This is a genomic window from Staphylococcus sp. IVB6181 (genome assembly GCF_025561445.1).
Lineage (GTDB): Bacteria > Bacillota > Bacilli > Staphylococcales > Staphylococcaceae > Staphylococcus > Staphylococcus simulans_B.
Genome location: NZ_CP095096.1, coordinates 616392 through 634410, shown reverse-complemented (window position 1 = coordinate 634410; position 18019 = coordinate 616392). Strand labels below are relative to the sequence as shown.

12 protein-coding genes are annotated in these 18019 nt (G+C 38.6%); 3 read left to right on the top strand and 9 right to left on the bottom strand.

Annotation, left to right across the window (positions count from 1 at the left end; genetic code table 11):
* Nucleotides 1–45: 45 nt before the first annotated feature.
* The gene (locus tag MUA90_RS02710) at nt 46–708 is read right to left on the bottom strand and encodes an ABC-2 transporter permease (protein ID WP_262588188.1); all 663 of its coding nucleotides are present in this window, start codon (nt 706–708) and stop codon (nt 46–48) included.
* The gene (locus MUA90_RS02705; RefSeq protein ID WP_262588186.1) at nt 705–1562 is read right to left on the bottom strand and encodes an ABC transporter ATP-binding protein; all 858 of its coding nucleotides are present in this window, start codon (nt 1560–1562) and stop codon (nt 705–707) included. Before MUA90_RS02705 ends, MUA90_RS02710 begins: the two co-directional genes overlap by 4 nt.
* Nucleotides 1563–1782: 220 nt before the next feature.
* On the opposite strand from MUA90_RS02705, the gene MUA90_RS02700 reads away from it, so the two are divergent.
* On the top strand, nt 1783–3735 hold the full coding sequence (locus MUA90_RS02700) for a fructose-1,6-bisphosphatase (RefSeq protein ID WP_398577367.1): 1953 nt from the start codon (nt 1783–1785) through the stop codon (nt 3733–3735).
* An 80-nt stretch (nt 3736–3815) separates the two neighbouring features.
* On the opposite strand, the gene MUA90_RS02695 is transcribed toward MUA90_RS02700, so the two are convergent.
* Nucleotides 3816–6785, bottom strand: coding sequence for a glycoside hydrolase family 2 TIM barrel-domain containing protein (locus MUA90_RS02695; protein ID WP_262588184.1), 2970 nt, complete (start codon nt 6783–6785; stop codon nt 3816–3818).
* A gap of 94 nt (nt 6786–6879) precedes the next feature.
* On the opposite strand from MUA90_RS02695, the gene MUA90_RS02690 reads away from it, so the two are divergent.
* A complete protein-coding gene (locus MUA90_RS02690) occupies nt 6880–7722 on the top strand; it encodes an AraC family transcriptional regulator (RefSeq protein ID WP_262588182.1) in 843 nt (280 codons plus the stop codon).
* 66 nt (nt 7723–7788) lie between these two features.
* Here the strand turns inward: MUA90_RS02690 and melB are convergent, their stop codons facing one another.
* From melB to MUA90_RS02670, 4 genes are all read right to left on the bottom strand, one after another.
* Nucleotides 7789–9186: a melibiose:sodium transporter MelB gene (melB, locus tag MUA90_RS02685; RefSeq protein WP_114602677.1), complete on the bottom strand. Its 1398-nt coding sequence runs from the start codon at nt 9184–9186 to the stop codon at nt 7789–7791.
* A gap of 237 nt (nt 9187–9423) precedes the next feature.
* The gene (locus tag MUA90_RS02680; RefSeq protein WP_262588179.1) at nt 9424–11487 is read right to left on the bottom strand and encodes a heavy metal translocating P-type ATPase; all 2064 of its coding nucleotides are present in this window, start codon (nt 11485–11487) and stop codon (nt 9424–9426) included.
* Between the two features lie 105 nt (nt 11488–11592).
* Nucleotides 11593–12483 carry a VOC family protein gene (locus tag MUA90_RS02675; protein ID WP_262588177.1) on the bottom strand — a complete coding sequence of 297 codons (891 nt, stop codon included), beginning with the start codon at nt 12481–12483 and terminating at the stop codon, nt 11593–11595.
* Between the two features lie 148 nt (nt 12484–12631).
* Entirely contained in the window at nt 12632–13753 is a 1122-nt protein-coding gene (locus MUA90_RS02670; protein ID WP_262588175.1) for a metal ABC transporter solute-binding protein, Zn/Mn family, read from the bottom strand.
* A 344-nt stretch (nt 13754–14097) separates the two neighbouring features.
* On the opposite strand from MUA90_RS02670, the gene MUA90_RS02665 reads away from it, so the two are divergent.
* Nucleotides 14098–14379 (top strand): GNAT family N-acetyltransferase, encoded by a 282-nt coding sequence (locus tag MUA90_RS02665; protein WP_114602674.1) that lies wholly within the window; start codon nt 14098–14100, stop codon nt 14377–14379.
* Between the two features lie 71 nt (nt 14380–14450).
* Here MUA90_RS02665 and MUA90_RS02660 read toward each other — a convergent pair whose 3' ends face one another.
* Nucleotides 14451–16232, bottom strand: coding sequence for an ABC transporter ATP-binding protein (locus MUA90_RS02660; RefSeq protein ID WP_262588171.1), 1782 nt, complete (start codon nt 16230–16232; stop codon nt 14451–14453).
* Entirely contained in the window at nt 16216–18012 is a 1797-nt protein-coding gene (locus MUA90_RS02655) for an ABC transporter ATP-binding protein (RefSeq protein WP_262588169.1), read from the bottom strand. The genes MUA90_RS02660 and MUA90_RS02655 overlap by 17 nt, the downstream gene beginning before the upstream one ends.
* Nucleotides 18013–18019: the final 7 nt, after the last annotated feature.

Here is an 18019-nt window from a genome sequence, read left to right as displayed (position 1 = left end):
AAGCACGCCAACTGATAACTCAGTCAACGTGCTCCTTTATTTTGCTTAAAAGTTTTGTTTATTGAATTTATGCACCGCAAACAGATAGCCTCCGAGTGCAATAAGGAAAGAAAAGATTAAGAATAAGAAAGTTCGGCTGATTTCAAATACCGCATGATGCATAGCTGCTTCTCCAGTTCCATAAATCATACCGCCGATTAATAATGTAACGACATTAAAGGCAATATAAATCACAACGAGAAGTACAGTAATGACCATCTGAATCAGATTGGACTTATCTGATCCTACCGCATAAGTAAACGGGTATAACAGCGAAAGCAAAAAGCTGATGGATATACCTATAAAAAGTGCTGCAATAACTTGTGTCAGATTATTCATGCCTATCATTAAACGTACCGCAAAGATGACTAATGCGACTACTAAACCGAGACCTACTGTAATGAAGTAATACGCATAATGCCCTAGTACAATTTGTTTGCGAGTTACTGGCATGGTAATGGCGTACTTATACCAATTTGCTGCGGCTTCATTTTTCAAATTATCTGTCGGTGCAGTTACCGTAAAAGCGATAATAATGATTGCCACAAAGTTAGCGGAATCTTCATTCCCCAAAACAGTAAAAAAGATACCTGCCAATAAAGCAAAAATCAGATATAAAATCAGCATATTTTTTGTAACATAATATTGACTATAAATCATGCCCTTCATCGGTACTCACCTCTCAAAATAATTTTGTTGACCTCATCAATGTGCTGAATCGGTTGGAGAGGCAATTGTGCTGTCCGTGCATTATGGATGACAACCGCTTCTATTTCCCCTAAATGTTCTTTTGCGGCTAAAACATCATCATATTCTAACTTATCAAATTCAGCTTGTTCACATTTTACAATACTATAATGTTCAAATAAGTCTTTCTTCTCTATTTTCGCAAAGATTTCCCCGTTTTTGATAAAAATCAAATGTGTCGCTAATCGTTCGATGTCTTCCGCAATATGCGATGTCAAAAGCACACCGTGCTGTTGCTGATGAACGAACTTTTCGATTTCCTCTTGAATCTCATCTCGACTAGCCGCATCTAATCCCGCTGTCGCTTCATCAAGGATTAACAACTTCGTCTCATGCGACAAAGCAGCTGCCATAATCAGCTTCATCGACATACCTCTTGAAAAATCTTTAACCAGTTGTCCTGCCGGCAATTCAAATTGTTTAATCAAATTGAAGAAGTAATTGCTGTCCCAGTTTTGATACAGTGCTTGAAATACTTTCTCCAATTTTAAAATAGTCATCTTCTTCGGAAAGTTCATCGCATCAAAGACAACGCCTATGTCATTTTTATAAACTGTATCTTTGGGTGTCACTTGTTTGCCGAAGAAATTGATCTGACCGCTGTCGACAGTATAACTGCCTGTAATCATACGAATTAATGTAGATTTGCCTGAACCATTTTTACCAATCAGCGCAACGATTTCCCCTGCATTCACTTCAAATGAAACATCGTTGATAAAGAAACGGCTGTCGGTAAATTGTTTTGTCAAATTCTGAACTGAGAGTAATGTTGTCATAGTACCTCCTATGTATACTTTATTCATTTTTTATCTTAACATAATTGATTAAAGCCTCCTTGTTTTTTTAAACTGATTTTGAAAATTGCTTTACAATAGCCATATTTTCTTCATGGATTCTATCTTTTTTTCATCTTTTCAGTCGCGACCATTGAAAAATTTTAAAAAAAGTACAATAATCAAATGTAAGCGCTATTATTATTGAGTCCAGGAGGAAAAAATGATTACCAACGAACGTGAACTAAAACATAAATATTTTGACTTGCTTGCGGAGAAATTCAATCACGAAGAACAACTTGCATCTGAGATTATCAGCCTTGAATCTATCTTAGAATTACCAAAAGGCACAGAACACTTTGTCAGCGACTTGCATGGCGAATTCGATTCATTCCAGCATGTATTGCGCAATGGTTCTGGAAATGTCCGCACCAAAGTAAATGATATCTTCAAAGACAAATTGTCTAATCAAGAAATCAGCGACTTTACTGCTTTGATTTACTACCCTGAAGAAAAACTGAAAATGGTGAAAAGCAGCTTCGATACCAAAGAACCTTTAAATCGTTGGTATGAAAAACGTATTGACCAAATGATTCAAATGGTTCAATATTCCGCTTCTAAATATACACGCTCTAAACTGCGCAAAGCCTTGCCTAAAAAGTTTGTGTATATCATTGAAGAATTACTTTATAAAACCAATGAACTTGAAAACAAAACACCTTATTACAATACATTGATGAATCAAATCATCGAAACACAACAAGCTGATGATTTAATTATCGGTCTTTCATATACAATTCAACGTTTAGTTGTAGACCATCTGCACGTTGTCGGAGATATTTACGACCGTGGTCCTGAACCAGAGAAAATCGTAGAAACATTGATCAACTATCACTCTGTAGATATTCAATGGGGCAACCATGATGCGATTTGGATCGGTGCTTATGCAGGTTCACGCGTATGTTTAGCAAACATCTTGCGTATTTGTGCACGTTACGACAACTTGAATATTGTGGAAGATGCCTATGGTATCAACTTAAGACCGCTATTAAACTTAGCTGAGAAATATTACGGCGACAACCCTGCCTTTCGCCCTAAATTACGTTCTGATTCTAACTTATCAGAACAAGAGCAGCTTCAAATCACGAAAATCCATCAAGCGATTGCGATGATTCAATTTAAATTAGAAATGCCGATTATCAAACGCCGTCCATCATTTGAAATGGAAGAACGTCTGGTATTAGAACATGTCGACTATGATAATTTGACTTACACATTACATGGCCAAACACATGAACTGACAGATACATGTTTCGTGACAGTAGATCCGAAAGACCCAGCACAATTATTGCCAGAAGAACAAGAAGTCATTGATAAATTATTAATCTCTGTACAAGAATCTGAGAAATTAAAACGCCATATGACTTTCTTAATGGATAAAGGTTCCTTATACCTGCCATACAACGGCAACTTATTAATCCACGGCTGCATTCCGATTGATGAGAACGGTAAAATGGAAGGTATGGAAATCAACGGTGAATTTTATTCAGGACGTCAACTGTTAGACCAATTTGAAGCATATATGCGTAAAGCATTCAGAAACAAAGACGTAACAGATGACTTAGCTACTGACTTAGTTTGGTATTTATGGACTGGGAAATATTCATCCCTCTTCGGCAAACGTGCAATGACTACATTCGAACGTTACTTTATTAAAGATAAAGCAACACATAAAGAAGAGAAAAACCCATACTATTCATTACGAGAAGACCCAGAAGTTGTCGGCAAATTGCTTAAAGACTTCGACTTAGACCCTGAACAAGGCCATATCATTAACGGCCACACACCAGTCAAAGAAATCGACGGCGAAGATCCGATTAAAGCTGACGGCAAAATGATTGTCATTGACGGCGGCTTCTCTAAGGTATACCAATCAACAACAGGTATTGCTGGTTATACATTATTGTACAATTCGTATGGCATGCAGCTGGTTGCACATCAGCATTTCAATACGAAAGAAAATGTATTGCGCTATGGTGCAGATGAGCTTTCCACAAAACGTTTAGTGGACAAAGAATTACAGCGTAAACGCATCCGTGACACAAATACAGGTCAATTGATCAAAGAAGAAATCAGCAACTTAAAAGAATTGATGTACCACCGTTATACAGAATAATGATTAGAAAATGAAAAAGCATCAGAAGGCATTGTTATCGCCTTCTGATGCTTTATTATTTTGATAAGCTTTTACAGCTTTTAGTTGAAACTGATTGTAAATTCAAGGTCGTAATGGTCTGCATTCAAACGGTAGCGTTCTGGCAATTCAGGTCCGCAGCTGTTTGTGCCGATACCGCTTTGTGCTGCATCGATATTGATAAACGTATAACCTTCTGATACTAATTGATCAGCATGTTCTACCTCAGTCAGCTGTTGATCTGAATATGGTTTTGCGTTGAAGCTGAACGGAGTTGCTGCATTGAATGTCAGTTGCGACACGTTGTTTTCAACTTTAACAAACGTTGTATTATAATGGCTGCCGTCTTCTTGCGGACGAATATGCGGCCAGAAGTTCTCTTTCACACTTGATACGAAGTAACCTAAGTGGCTTGCCAGTTGTTTATCGCTGTAGCTGCTGAAAGGTCCTTGTCCGTAATAAGCTAAACGCTCGAAATCTTTTGCAAGTTTGAATTCTAAACCGATACGCGGCAAGAACGGCATACGCGGATCTTTATCCAAGCGCAGTGCTGCATCAATGTTGCCATCATTTTGTACTTGCCATGTCAAAGTACCTTCTAAAATTTTCGGTACACGGTGATTCACGATACTAATATCAAATCGGATACTTACAGCTTTTTCGCTCTTCACAATATTATAATCATATACACGTGTATAAGCATGCTGGTAACCCATTTCTTCCCAATCCGGACGTACATAAATATCATTGTCTGTAGGTGCACGCCAAATACTGACAGCGGTAGGTTCATGAAGCAGAATACTGTCATCTGCTTTAGCGAATGTCAGTGCAGCTGTTGTTGTATCAAATACAAACTGTGTTTGGTCGCCGATGACTTCAATTGTGTGTGCTGTGTCATCCACATTGACTTTCAAATCAGAAGCTGCGTCAAATCCGCCCGGTACAAATTGCAAACGCTCTGCAACCACTTGGTCATGACCGACTACAGTTTGATCTGCTGTACGTACATACTCTACTAATACATCGCTTAATTGATTTAATACTTCTGCATCTGCAATTTGTGTCAAATCAATTGTTGTTTCTGTATCTGGTTTGAAATCTTCTAACACTACTTGTTCTTCATAGATTTCGCCTGTTGTCGTTGTGAAAGTAAAGCCTAATGCAACAACTTCTTCAGCATTGATGAAATCTAAGCGATTATAGAATGTCAGTTGATGGTTGCGGTGTTTCGTTAAAATCACCGGACGATTCACTTGCTGGAATTCATAATAACCTTCATGCGGTGTTCTGTCAGGACTTACAATACCGTCCACACAGAAGTTGCCGTCATGCAGTACTTCGCCGAAGTCGCCGCCGTAACGATAAACCGGTGCATTTGCATCTGTTTCGCCGATATCAATCGCATGATCGCACCATTCCCAAACAAAGGCACCGATAAAGCTTGGATAGTCTTCTAACAATTGATGATACTCTGCTAATCCGCCTGGAGAGTTCCCCATTGCATGCGCATATTCACATAAGATGAATGGCTGTTTCACTTTCTTATTCTCTAAATAACGTTCTTTGATTTCTTCTGGAGACGGATACATACGGCTGATCATATCTAATTTAGAGAAGTCTTCCCCGCCTTCAGCATAAAAGGCACTCTCATAATGAATCGGACGTGTCGCATCTAAATCTTTAGCTGATTTTGCTGCTTTTTCGATATTCACACCATAACCTGATTCATTGCCTAAAGACCACATAATGACAGATGAGAAGTTGCGCAATTGCACAATAGATGCTTCGATTCGGTCTAAAATCGGTGCTTCATATTGCGGGTCATCTGCGATAATATTAAAGTCTTTCGTATTTTCATCACCGTAGAATAAAACAACACCATGTGTTTCTAAGTCCGCTTCACTCATCACATAGAAGCCGTATTCATCTGCGAGTTCATAGAAGCGCGGTGCTTTAGGATAATGTGCTGTACGAATCGCGTTGAAGTTCGCATGTTTCATTAATGTTAAATCTTCATGCATTTGTGCTTCTGTTAATACATAACCTGTTTGAGGGTTGCTGTCATGATAGTTGGAACCGCGTAATTTAACAGATTTGCCGTTAATCCACAGCTGCTGCTTCTTAATTTCAACTTCTCTCAATCCGACTTGTTGTGTAATGATTTCATCCTCTGTTTTGATAACAAGCTGATAAAGATAAGGTGTTTCTGCACTCCAATACTGTGCATGCTCTACATTGATAACGATGTCGCCTTTTCGATTGCTTTTGACATCTTCAGCTACTAATGCACCTTCAGCATCATACAGCGATGCTGTGTAGTTCGGCTTGCCGTGTGTATCTGTCACATTTAAATGCACTTGTCCCGTTTGTTTTCTTGTTTTTATTTTCGTTTGAATCACAAAGTCTTCAATACGATCATTGGGACGTTCTACAATATAAACATCTCTGAAAATACCTGAATGGCGGAACATATCTTGGTCTTCAAAATACGTACCATCTGAATATTTCACAACTAAGACTTCGATGTTATTCTTGCCTCCTTTGACAAATTCAGTCACATCAAAGCGAGAAGCACTGTGTGAAACTTGGCTGTAACCGACAAACTTGCCATTAATCCAAACATAATATGCACTGCTTACCCCTTCAAAGTTTAGGACAAATTGATTGTCTTTGTCATAGACTGAATCAATATTGAAAGTACGTTCATAATAGCCGCAAGGATTCTCCTTTGGTACATATGGCGGATCAAACGGAATCGGGTATTTTATGTTTACATATTGTGTTTGATCGAAGCCATGCAAGTTCCAAACAGATGGCACCGGCAATGTTTGTGCAGCTTTTGTTCGGCTGGATTCAAAGTCTTCAATACTTTCGAAGAATCCGAAATTCCAATCTCCTGTTAAATTTGTCACAACTTTGTTTTCAGTTGTATTATCAGCGGATGGATTATTTTGTTTTGGTATAAAGTATGCTGCATATGGCAATGTATTCACATGTAATTTATCTAAGTTATAGTGTAAATCTAAAGTCAATTGAGACCCTCCTAAAATATTTCTAAAATTCCATATTTTTCTCAAATGCAAATGGTATAATGGCTTTATCATATAAGAAAGAGAGTTGAAATATGTGCAAGTCTTCTGGGCGAAATTTAAAAAACTGAGTTATGAAGCTCAAGTCGATGAATGCGGCATGGAAAAATTATATGCAGGCAACGGCTTTGAGTACACCGTCACCAAACCAGCTGTACTCCATATTGTCACTCAAGGCAGAGGTACGTTCATCGTTGATGGTTCAACTTATTATTTAAAAGAAGGAGATATCTTCTTACTCCTAAAAGGCATGGAAGTAAAATATTATTCTTCCGGCAAAATCCCATGGCATTATATGTGGGTCGGTTTCAGCGGATCGCATGCGCTCAATTACCTGAACCGTTCTACTTTAGCAGATGATTATGTCGATCAAAATCATGACACATCTGACTTGTTTAAGCTCATTTTCAGAATCTGTGTCCTCGCTAACAGCATTATCACAGAAGAATCTCATGATATCCTGCTTAACCAGCACTTGCTAGAGCTGTTGTACTTGCTTACGCAGCGTTATCCTAAAGCAATAGAAGTACCTGAACAACTCGCATCGCAAGATTTAAAAGTCGCATTAGAATATTTCAACAATAACTTCAAAAGTCAGCGGACGACTGTAGATCAAGCAGCGAAACTCGCTAATGTCAGCCGCAGCAAATTATTCAAACTCTTTACTAAACACTTCGGCGTTTCGCCAAGTAAATATCTTAAAGAATTGCGAATGGGCTATGCTACACATGAGCTGACCTTTACCAACAAGCCGATTTATGAAATCGCTTCGGAATTGGATTATGCACAATCTGTCCCATTCACCAAAGCATTTACTGCGCATTTCAATCTCTCTCCTTCTGCCTACCGTGCAGAGAAATTAAATCATAAAAATTCATAAAACCATGCAAAAGCAGTGACCTGATTAATGTATTAATCCATGCGCACTGCTTTTGTTTATGGCTTTTTATAATTCGCGATGAATCGGTTCGCGTCCCTCTCTTTTACGTTTGTATTCTAACGTTTGTTCAATGTCTTTCAAGAAGTCGCCTTTTAAGTTGAAGGCTTTATGATAGAGAATACTGCAAATAATGATAAAGAAGATAGGTACACCGATCATTCCGATTCTGATACCCCAAATCGTATCTGTTGTTTGTTCTACGTTTGGTACATAACCGATCATTGAAAGTCCGACACCCACACTTAAACCTGCAAAAGCTTGTGCTAATTTCACTAAGAATGTTTGTGTAGATGTGATGACACTCTCGTTACGCTGACCGAATTTTACTTCACTGTAATCAATAACGTCCGCAAGTGCAACTGTATTGATACCAACTAGTGTACCTGTACCAAAGCGGATACAAGCACCTCCGATAATGACCCAAATCGCCGCATGCGGTGCGATGAATCCAGCTGCTAAAATTACTACAAGGCCGATGATGATTCCGAATACCGCATAGTTGAAGACTGCACTGCGTCCGAATTTCTTAACAAGGTATGGGAAGATGAGCAATGAACCCATTTCCATTAAAATCATTGTGTTGAAAACTGAGAATAAACTTTCTACACCCGCTACATATTTAAAGTAATACAAGATAATACCGTTAATCATTTGACCGCATAAGTTGAATGCTAAAATCACGCCGATAATCGCAAGCAGCTCTTTATTTTTGAATAAAATACGCCAAATGTCTTTAAAACGGATTTTGATTGCGTTCTGTCTTTCGATTTCTGTATCTTCATGTACGCAGAAGACTGTAATTCCGATAGTGATCAAGAACGTAATACTGCAAATAATCGCCAGTGCGAAAATACCTGCACCTTTGAAAGGTTCGCCTAACCAGCCATCAAGTTTATGGATAAACATTAATCCGAAGCTTCCGATTACAAATGCCGCAAAGCTTGCGAAGAAACGCGGTACAACTGCGACTTCTTCACGTTCACGCGGGTTGTTCGTCAAGTTCGGCAGCCATGACCAATATGGAATATCCATGATTGTATAGGTCATACCCCATAAAATATAAATGATTGAAATATAGATATACATCCCGTTGCCAGGAAAATTGAAGTTCGTAAATAACAACACTGTGATTACTGCGTTAATTAATGTTCCGATAACCAGCCATGTTTTGAACTTACCGAAACGGTTGTGTGTATTATCAACTACCATTCCCATGATCGGGTCGTTAATTGCATCCCAAATACGTGCAGCGAAGAATAATACGCCGACAAACGCTGGAGACAATCCGACAATATCTGTGATGTAAAACATCAAGAACAGGCTGACAATATTGAAGATTGCGTCTTTTCCGACTGTACCAAAACCAAATGCATACTTTTCAAACTTAGTTAATTTTCTTTCCAACCTTTTCACCTCTATCTAAAGACTGTTATTTCTTAAGCTGTTTTCTCGATATCGTTAAACTTTTACTATACATGTAAACGTTATCATTTTATCTGATACAAAAGAATATCCAAATCGTTCTTTTTGTTATCCAAATGTTTCCAGTTATGTATTTTTTGGTTGTTTTCGAACACTTTTTCATTAAAAAAGCACCGTTTCCTTAAGAAACGATGCAATTGATAGTATCAACATGACGCATTATTCTTTTTTAACTTTTAACATCATCGCATTCACTGCGACAAAAACCGTACTTAATGACATTAATACAGCACCGACTGCAGGTGAAAGCATGATACCCATAAAAGCTAAAATACCTGCGGCAAGCGGTACTGCAATAATATTATAACCAGCACCCCACCATAAGTTTTGGGCCATTTTACGCATAGTTGCTTTCGATAATTGAATGAAATACAGCATATCCATCGGATTGCTTTTCACTAAAATAATATCCGCAGAATCAATTGCGACATCTGTACCTGCGCCAATGGCTACACCAATATCTGCACGAACCAGACTCGGCGCATCATTAATACCGTCGCCGACCATCATGACCATTTGATTGTCTTCTTGATAACGTTTAATAATGGATTCTTTATCCTCCGGCATTAACTGAGCATACACCTCATCAATACCGATTTGTTGTGCGACAGTTTGTGCTGCTTGTTCGTTATCCCCCGTCAGCATAACGACTTTGACACCAGCATCATGCAAGGCTTTCACCATATCTTTAGAACTTGCTTTGATTTGATCGCCTTGTGCGACAATACCTGTCACTTTGTCATCAATGATTAAATAGCTGACAGATTGACCTTCTCTTGCCAATCGATCGAAAACTTCTTGGTCATACTCCAATTGATGAGACTGCAAATAAGATACACTGACGACTTTAAGGTGGTGATGATTCATTTCACCTTCCAAGCCGACACCCGGCAAGTTATGCACATTTTCAGCTTCAGGTATGTCCAAGTCTAAATCAGCTGCTTTATTCAATATCCCTTCAGCAAGCGGATGATTAGAAGATTGTTCAATCGCCGCAAAATAAGCTAAAACTTGTTCATCTGAGTAACTTTCATCTAAGCTTTGATAGTGATTGACCGCAAAGTTGCCTTCAGTTAATGTGCCTGTTTTATCCATCATGACAACATCCAGATGTTTCACTTTCTCTACCGCTTCACGATGTTTAATCATGACACCATGGCTTGCGCCTAAAGATGTTGAACGTGCCACAACGAGTGGGATAGCTAATCCTAACGCATGCGGGCAAGCAATTATCAATACAGTGACAAGACGTTCTAATGCAAAGTCCACACTGTGTGTAAGCATCAGCCAAACCACAAATGCGATAAATCCGACAATTACCGCAAAGTAGAATAAATAACCTGCGACTTTGTCCGAAAGCAATTCTGCTTTAGATTGGTCTTTTTGAGCATCGCTGATCAGTGTCATCACTTGGTTAATATAACTTGATTCTCCAACAGCAGTGACTTCTGCTTCTATCGTACCTGAACCATTCATTGCGCCGCCGATAACTTTATCATCTGGCCCTTTTTCGACTTGTTTCGCTTCACCTGTAACCAGCGATTCATCAACGCTTGTTTTGCCTTTTTTGATAATACCGTCTGCAGGTATGTTTGAACCTGCTTGTACTTCAATGACATCACCAGTTTTCAAATCCTGCACAGGTACTTCTTTACGTTCGCCTTGTGCATCTATCACAATCGCTGTGCTCGGCAATAGGGATGCCATTTTTTCTAATGCGTTGCCGGCATTGCCGACTGCTTTCATTTCAACCCAATGCCCTAAAAGCATAATCACAATCAGTGTCGCAAGCTCCCAGAAGAAATCCATAACATGTGCTTCAGCATGCACGATATGATTCATCGCAAATGCGTAAAGACTATAAAAATAAGCAACCGAAATCCCTAATGCTATGAGCGTCATCATTCCAGTTTTCTTTTGTTTCAATTCGTCTTTCGCACCGCTTAAGAAAGGCTGGCCGCCATAGATAAACAAAGCAGTCGCTAATATAAGTACCAGCCATTCAGAATATGGAAATGTAAATTGAAACGGAAGCTTAATTCCCATCATCGGCGATAATAAAATAATCGGTATCGCCATAATCAATGACACAAAAAATTTCTTTTTAAAGTCACCATGATGATGCATGTGATGCATACCGCCGCTGTCATGATGATGGTGATCATGTTGTTGATGTGCATCATGCGGCATTTTATGTTCATGGTGTGGTGAATGTTGAGCCATTGACGTCACTCCTTTCTAGTTACATTATCAATATACCCCTTATAGGTATATTCAATCATTAAAAAAAGTGCACAATGCCCTAAGGACATTGCACACACTTGTGATTTATAGTTCTAACGGTTTAAGGTTTTGTGTTAATTCTTCGCGGCGATCTTCGTATTGCGGCGGAATTTGAAGGTGTTCACCCATTGATTCAAATGGTTCATCTACCGCAAAGCCAGGTCCGTCTGTAGCCATTTCAAAGACAATATCGCCTTTTTCCTTAAAGTAAATTGCTTTGAAATAATGACGGTCTTTAACTTCGGTTACGAAATAACCGTTGTCTTCCATGTGTTTTTGCCAATCTAAATGTTCTTCCTCTGTTGGAATAGACCATGCCACATGGTGGACTGTACCGACACCGAATAAGCCTTTAGGTAATGGTTGTGCCGCCATGATGATTTGATGTTTTTCTTCGCCTGTTGTTTCCAAATGGATTTTAGAAGGATTTTCACTAACTACATTCAAGCCCATATCATCGATTAAAGTACTGCGTGTACCTTGCGGATCAGAAGATAATAATTCTGTACCATGGAAGCCTAAAATTGCATTGTCTTCAACTTCTTCGCCTTCTACTAACGCAAGTGCTAAACCGTGCACATCTTTAAATTCTAATGTCGCGTCGTCAAAGAGACCTGAAATTTTAGTTTCGATTCCTTTATCATTCAAATGTTTTTCCCAAGCATCCATTGAACCTTTTGGAATTCTGAATGCGATACGGCCGACTTGTCCGCTGCCGACACGGCCTCTGTGCTGATTAGGCCAGTTGAAGAATGTCATAACCATACGTTTATCTTCGTCTTGTCTTGAGAAGTAAAGGTGATAAACACCCGGGTCATCAAAGTTTACTGTTTGTTTAATCAATTGCAATCCTAATACATCGCGGTAAAAATCTAAATTTTCTTGTGCATCCCCTACAATTGCGGAAATGTGATGAATACGTTTAATATTTTCCATAAACGAAAAACCTCCTCTGTTCAGTATAATTATTATACTTACTTTGTTAATGCTATTATAGCATAAGTATAATTTTTATACCACTCTTTTGTTTAAAAAAATACGCACTTCCGATTTAACCGGAAATGCGTAGATTAAACGTTATCGATTAGCTGTCTAAAGCTTTTTTAAGAGACTCGATATTTTTCTTCATCAATGATTGATAAGTAATATCTTTGTCTTTCGCTTCATCTTTAGTTAATACAGATAAGTTGTGGAATGGTAATGGTTTAGTATCTGTTTCTTTTCTGATGATGTCAGTCACTTTAGATGTGATGTTTTGTTCATATAATACATATGGTTGTTTTTCTTTCTTGATGTCAGAAACTAGTGCCATTAATTCTTTTTGAGATGGTTCATCGTTGTTCATTCCGTTAATACCTTCTTGTTCGAAGTCATAACGTTTCGCTAAGTAAGCTAATGAATCATGAGAGATAATAACTTTGTCGCGTTTTTTGTTTTTAGAAACGTCTTGTAATTCTTTATCTACATCATCGATGTCGCCAACTAATTTTTTATAGTTTTTCTCGTAGTAATCTTTATGATCAGGGTCTTTTTTAACAAATGCGCCTTTGATTTCTTTCGCAAATGTTTTGTCTGCTACTGGATCTAACCAAATATGAGGGTCATATTTGCCGTGGTGATGATGGTGTTCGCCGTGTTCTTCGTGTTCACCATGTTCGTGATGCTCACCATGTTCTTCATGATCACCGTGTTCTTCATGGTCGCCATGTTCATGATCACCATGTTCATGATCACCGTGTTCATGATCGCCATGTTCTTCGTGTTCACCGTGTTCGTGCTCATGTTCATGTTCTTCGCCTGGAAGAATTGCGCCTTTGTCTAAGCCTTTAGTTAATTCAAGAACGTTGTCTTTGTTTTTAACTGTTTTCGCAATTTTACCTGCTGCTGGGTCCATTTCTTTGTTTGTATAAATGAATAAGTCGCCTTTAGAAATGTTCATGACTTCTTTTTGTGTCGGCTCAAAGCTATGTAAGTCTGAACCTGGCGGGTAAATTGATTTCACATCTGCGTATTTACCACCGATTTGATCCGCAAAACTTTGGAATGCGAATACTGTAGTATTAACTTTCAACTTGTTGTCTTCACTGACTTTTGCGTCTTTGCTGCCTTTATTGCCGCTATCTTTGCTGTCGCTGCCTGAGTTGCCGCAAGCTGCTAAAGCTACAGTTAAGACAAGTGCGAGTAATGAATAAATTACTTTTTTCATCTTAAAAAGGTCCCTCCAAATCGTAATCATTATGGTTTAAACTATACCCCTAAATACAGGTAAATGCAATGGTATTCTACAAATCTTTTAGATTTCCAGAATTCTGAAATTTTTATCGCTACAATTTATAACAAACCTACTAGCCCGTTCACGATTCATATAACCTAAAAAGCAAAAAGTATTCTAATTAAAAAGGAATCAACTGTTTATTATAATTGTATTTAAGAAAGCGTTTTCATTAAAGAAATGATAAATTTTGTGTAATAACCCTTGTTTCTTCCCCTTCTTATTGTGTACCATTTAGGTAGGAGTTTGACTTAAAAATAAATAAAGAGGGGTTAACTATGACAGATATGAAACAGGGCGACCATAAATTCTTTATGGGGGAAGAAAGTGCACCAAGTGCCATTATCGAATTCAGAGAGGAAACAGATAATGTCATTGATATTTTCCACACTGCAGTCAGTGATGAATTAGGAGGCCAAGGTATTGGTACGAAATTGGTTGAACAAGTTGTAGACTATGCCAATGAAAACCATCTTAAAATTACTGCCAGCTGCTCATTTGCACGACGTGTAATCGACAAATTCCCTGAGTTCAAACAATTCTTAGCTGGAAAAGAATAAGCATACATATATGCAGAAGCACCTAAGGTCGTCTGACCCTAGGTGCTTTGCGATTTTTATAACCTTTTCAATCAACCGTTTTGAAGCAAGAACATATTATAATAGATTCCTTTTTGCGCAAGCAATGATTCATGATTGCCGCGTTCAACAATCTCTCCGCGATTCAACACTAAGATTTGATCAGCATCTTGAATCGTTGAAAGCCGATGCGCAATCGCAAGTGTAGTACGTCCTTTACGCATCTCTTTCAATGAATTTTGAATTTGTTCTTCTGTTTCAGAATCAATAAACGCAGTGGCTTCGTCTAAAATTAAAATTTTAGGATCAATCGCCATCGTTCTCGCAAACGCAATTAATTGTCTTTCACCGCTTGAAAAGGCACTGCCCTTTTCAATCACTTTATGTTCATAAGTATCAGGCAACTGTTCAATAAAACGATCTGCATGCACAAACTGTGCCGCTGCTTTTGCTTGTTCATATGTCATCGCCGGATGGTATAAACGGATATTCGATAAAATAGTGCCGTAAAAGATAAACGGATCTTGCAATACCAACCCAACTTTATGTTTCAGTTCCGTTTTCGGCAGTGTCTTAATTGAATGCCCATCTACTAAAATATCCCCTTGATAAAATTCATAGAAACGCATGAACAAATTGATAATCGTACTTTTACCTGATCCCGTATGGCCGACAAGTGCTACAGTTTCTCCTGGATTTGCGGTAAAGGAAATGTGTTTAAGTACATTATGTTCGCCATCATAACTGAAAGTTACATCTTTAAATTCTATTTTGCCTTGTGTAATCGTATTATCTTTGGATTCAAGCTGCTCTGGCTCTAACGTATCATTATCTAACAATGCAAAGACACGATTCGCCGCTACTAAAGCTTGCTGGAAAATATTTAAATTCTGACTGACTTGGTTAATCGGTTCAAAGAAGCGCTGCATGTACTGTACAAAGGCATAAACAATCCCTGCAGTTACTGTAGATGAGAAACTTAATAATCCAAAATAACTTAATATCATCACAGTCGCAAAAATACTCAGCATCCCTATTGCAGGACGCAGTAATAAACCGTCTAAACGAATCGTCTTCAAATTATATTGATAATACGATTCATTAATCTCAGAGAATTCCTTTTGAAGCCGTGCTTCTTGATTGAATACTTGAATCATGCGAATGCCTTCGATTGACTCAGCAAGCTTCGCATTCAAGTCAGACAACCGCTGTCTCGCTTGTGCAAAAAGCAATGAAGCATATTTACGGTACAAGCTTAAAATCAAAATAATAATCGGCATGAAACATAGTGCCATAAAAGCTAAACGTACATCTAATATAAACATCATGATAAAGCTTGATATAACTGTAAACAATGCGGTTAAGAATGTCGCAAAGACCCCGACAAACATATTAACAATGGCCTCTGTATCGTTCGTTAAACGTGATACAATACTGCCGCTAGGTACTTCATCAAAGTACTTCATTCCCAGTTTGCCGATTTTCTCAAATGCGTCGATACGCAGTTGCTGAATAATCTTAAAGGCAAAGTTTTGGAACATATAAATATTAATATATGTTGTGACGGCACCGATTAATTCAACACCAATAAACAGCACAATCAGCCAAGTGATTTCATGTTGCGGAAAGTGTCTCGGTGTTAAATAATCATCGATAAACACTTTTACTAAATACGGCGTTAGAACACTTGCGGCAGTAGAAATACCAAGCATTAAAAACGCGGCCGCAATCAGCCATTTAAACGGAATCGTATAACGCATTAAACGAACTAACGTCCGCCATTGGTCGCTAGCGCTAAGTTGATGGTCAGTGTGTGCTTTATGTTGTTTCGCCATGAGGATCATCTCCTTCCTCACGCGCAGCTTGATCTAAATCTTTTGTCAGCTGCTCGCGCAATTGCTGCGATTGGTAGGTTTGATAATACCAGCCTTGATTGTGCATCAGTTGTTCATGTGTACCTTGTTCTGCGACTGTACCGTCTTCCATAACAATGATTAAATCTGCATGACTGACTGCACTCATACGGTGTGCAGTAATAATATTCGTTTTGCCTTGTCTGTCATGATGCATATTGCTTAAGATTTGTTCTTCTGTCGCAGCATCTACTGCTGATAAAGAATCGTCAAAGATAAGTACAGGTGGATTATTAATTACCGCACGCGCAATAGAAACACGCTGTTTTTGACCGCCTGATAAAGATACACCGCGTTCTCCGACAATCGTGTCATACCCTTTAGGGAAATGGATAATATCTTGATGAATATCACTGAGTTCAGCTGCTTGTTTCACTTGCTGGTCTGACACATCAGGCTGTGCAAAAGCAATATTTTCACGAATCGTAGTAGAAAATAAAAAGTTATCTTGCGGTACATAACCGAACATGGCACGCAAATGCTTGATTTCATAATCCCTTAGAGGTCTTTCGCCATAAGTGATATCTTCTGGTCTTTGTGTATCAAACTCTCTTACCAGCAGGCGCAGCAATGTGCTTTTACCTGAACTTGTGCGTCCGACAATCCCAACTGTCATGCCTTCTTCAATCGTAAAGCAGACATTTTTCAATGCAGGCTGCTCTGCATCTGGGAAAGTAAAGGATTCGATTTGGTAACGAATGGTTCCAGAAGGATAGCCTTCTATCTTGTAAGACAAATCTATTTCGTTTTCTGCATCTAAAATATCGCTGATACGTTCATAAGAAGCATGTCCTCTTTGGATGACATTAAAGAAGAATCCCAATGCCAGCAATGGCCATACCAGCATACCTAGATAAGTGGTTGTCGTGATTAATTGTCCTAATGTAATGGTGTTGTTGAAAATCATGAAAGAACCAAAGACAAGCGCTAAGAAATAACTGGTACCGATAACCAGCATAATCGTCGGATCAAATAATGCATCGATTTGAGCTACCTTTAAGTTCTTTTTCACCACGTCATCGCTGATACGTTTGAAATCTTTTTGGTCGCTTTTTTCATAGCCCATTGTTTTAGTTACTTTTATACCAGCGATACTTTCTTGTGTCTTATCATTCAGCCGGCTGAATGCTGCTTGTGCTTTCTTAAACCCTTTACTCATCAATCTGCCGTAATAACTGGATAATATGACGAGTACAGGCAATGGCAGCATCACAATCAAAGTCAGCTTCCAATTGATTGTAATGGCCATGGTTACTAAGATAGAAGTTCCTGTAATCATTGAGTCCCCTATCATTAATACACCAGGTCCGGCGGCACCTTGTATCGCATTAATATCATTGGTCGCATGGGCCATCAAATCGCCTGTTCTGCGGCGTTGAAAGAATGACGGACTCATCGATGTATACTTTTCATAAAGACGATTGCGTAAAATTCTGCCTAGTTTGTTGCTGGTACCGAAAATCAGCACACGCCATGTATAACGCAATATGTAAATCATGACAGCCGCCCCTGCCAAAAGCAGCATATACATTAATAACTGGCGCCCGGTTAAACGTTCTGATGCGATAGCATCTATCGTTTTACCGATAATTTGAGGCGGAATTAATGAAATCAATGCAATACCGAGCAGGACAATCAAACCGAAAAGGTATTTGAATTTCTCTTGTTTGAAAAACCAGCTCAACTTCATAAACACTTTCATAATGAAC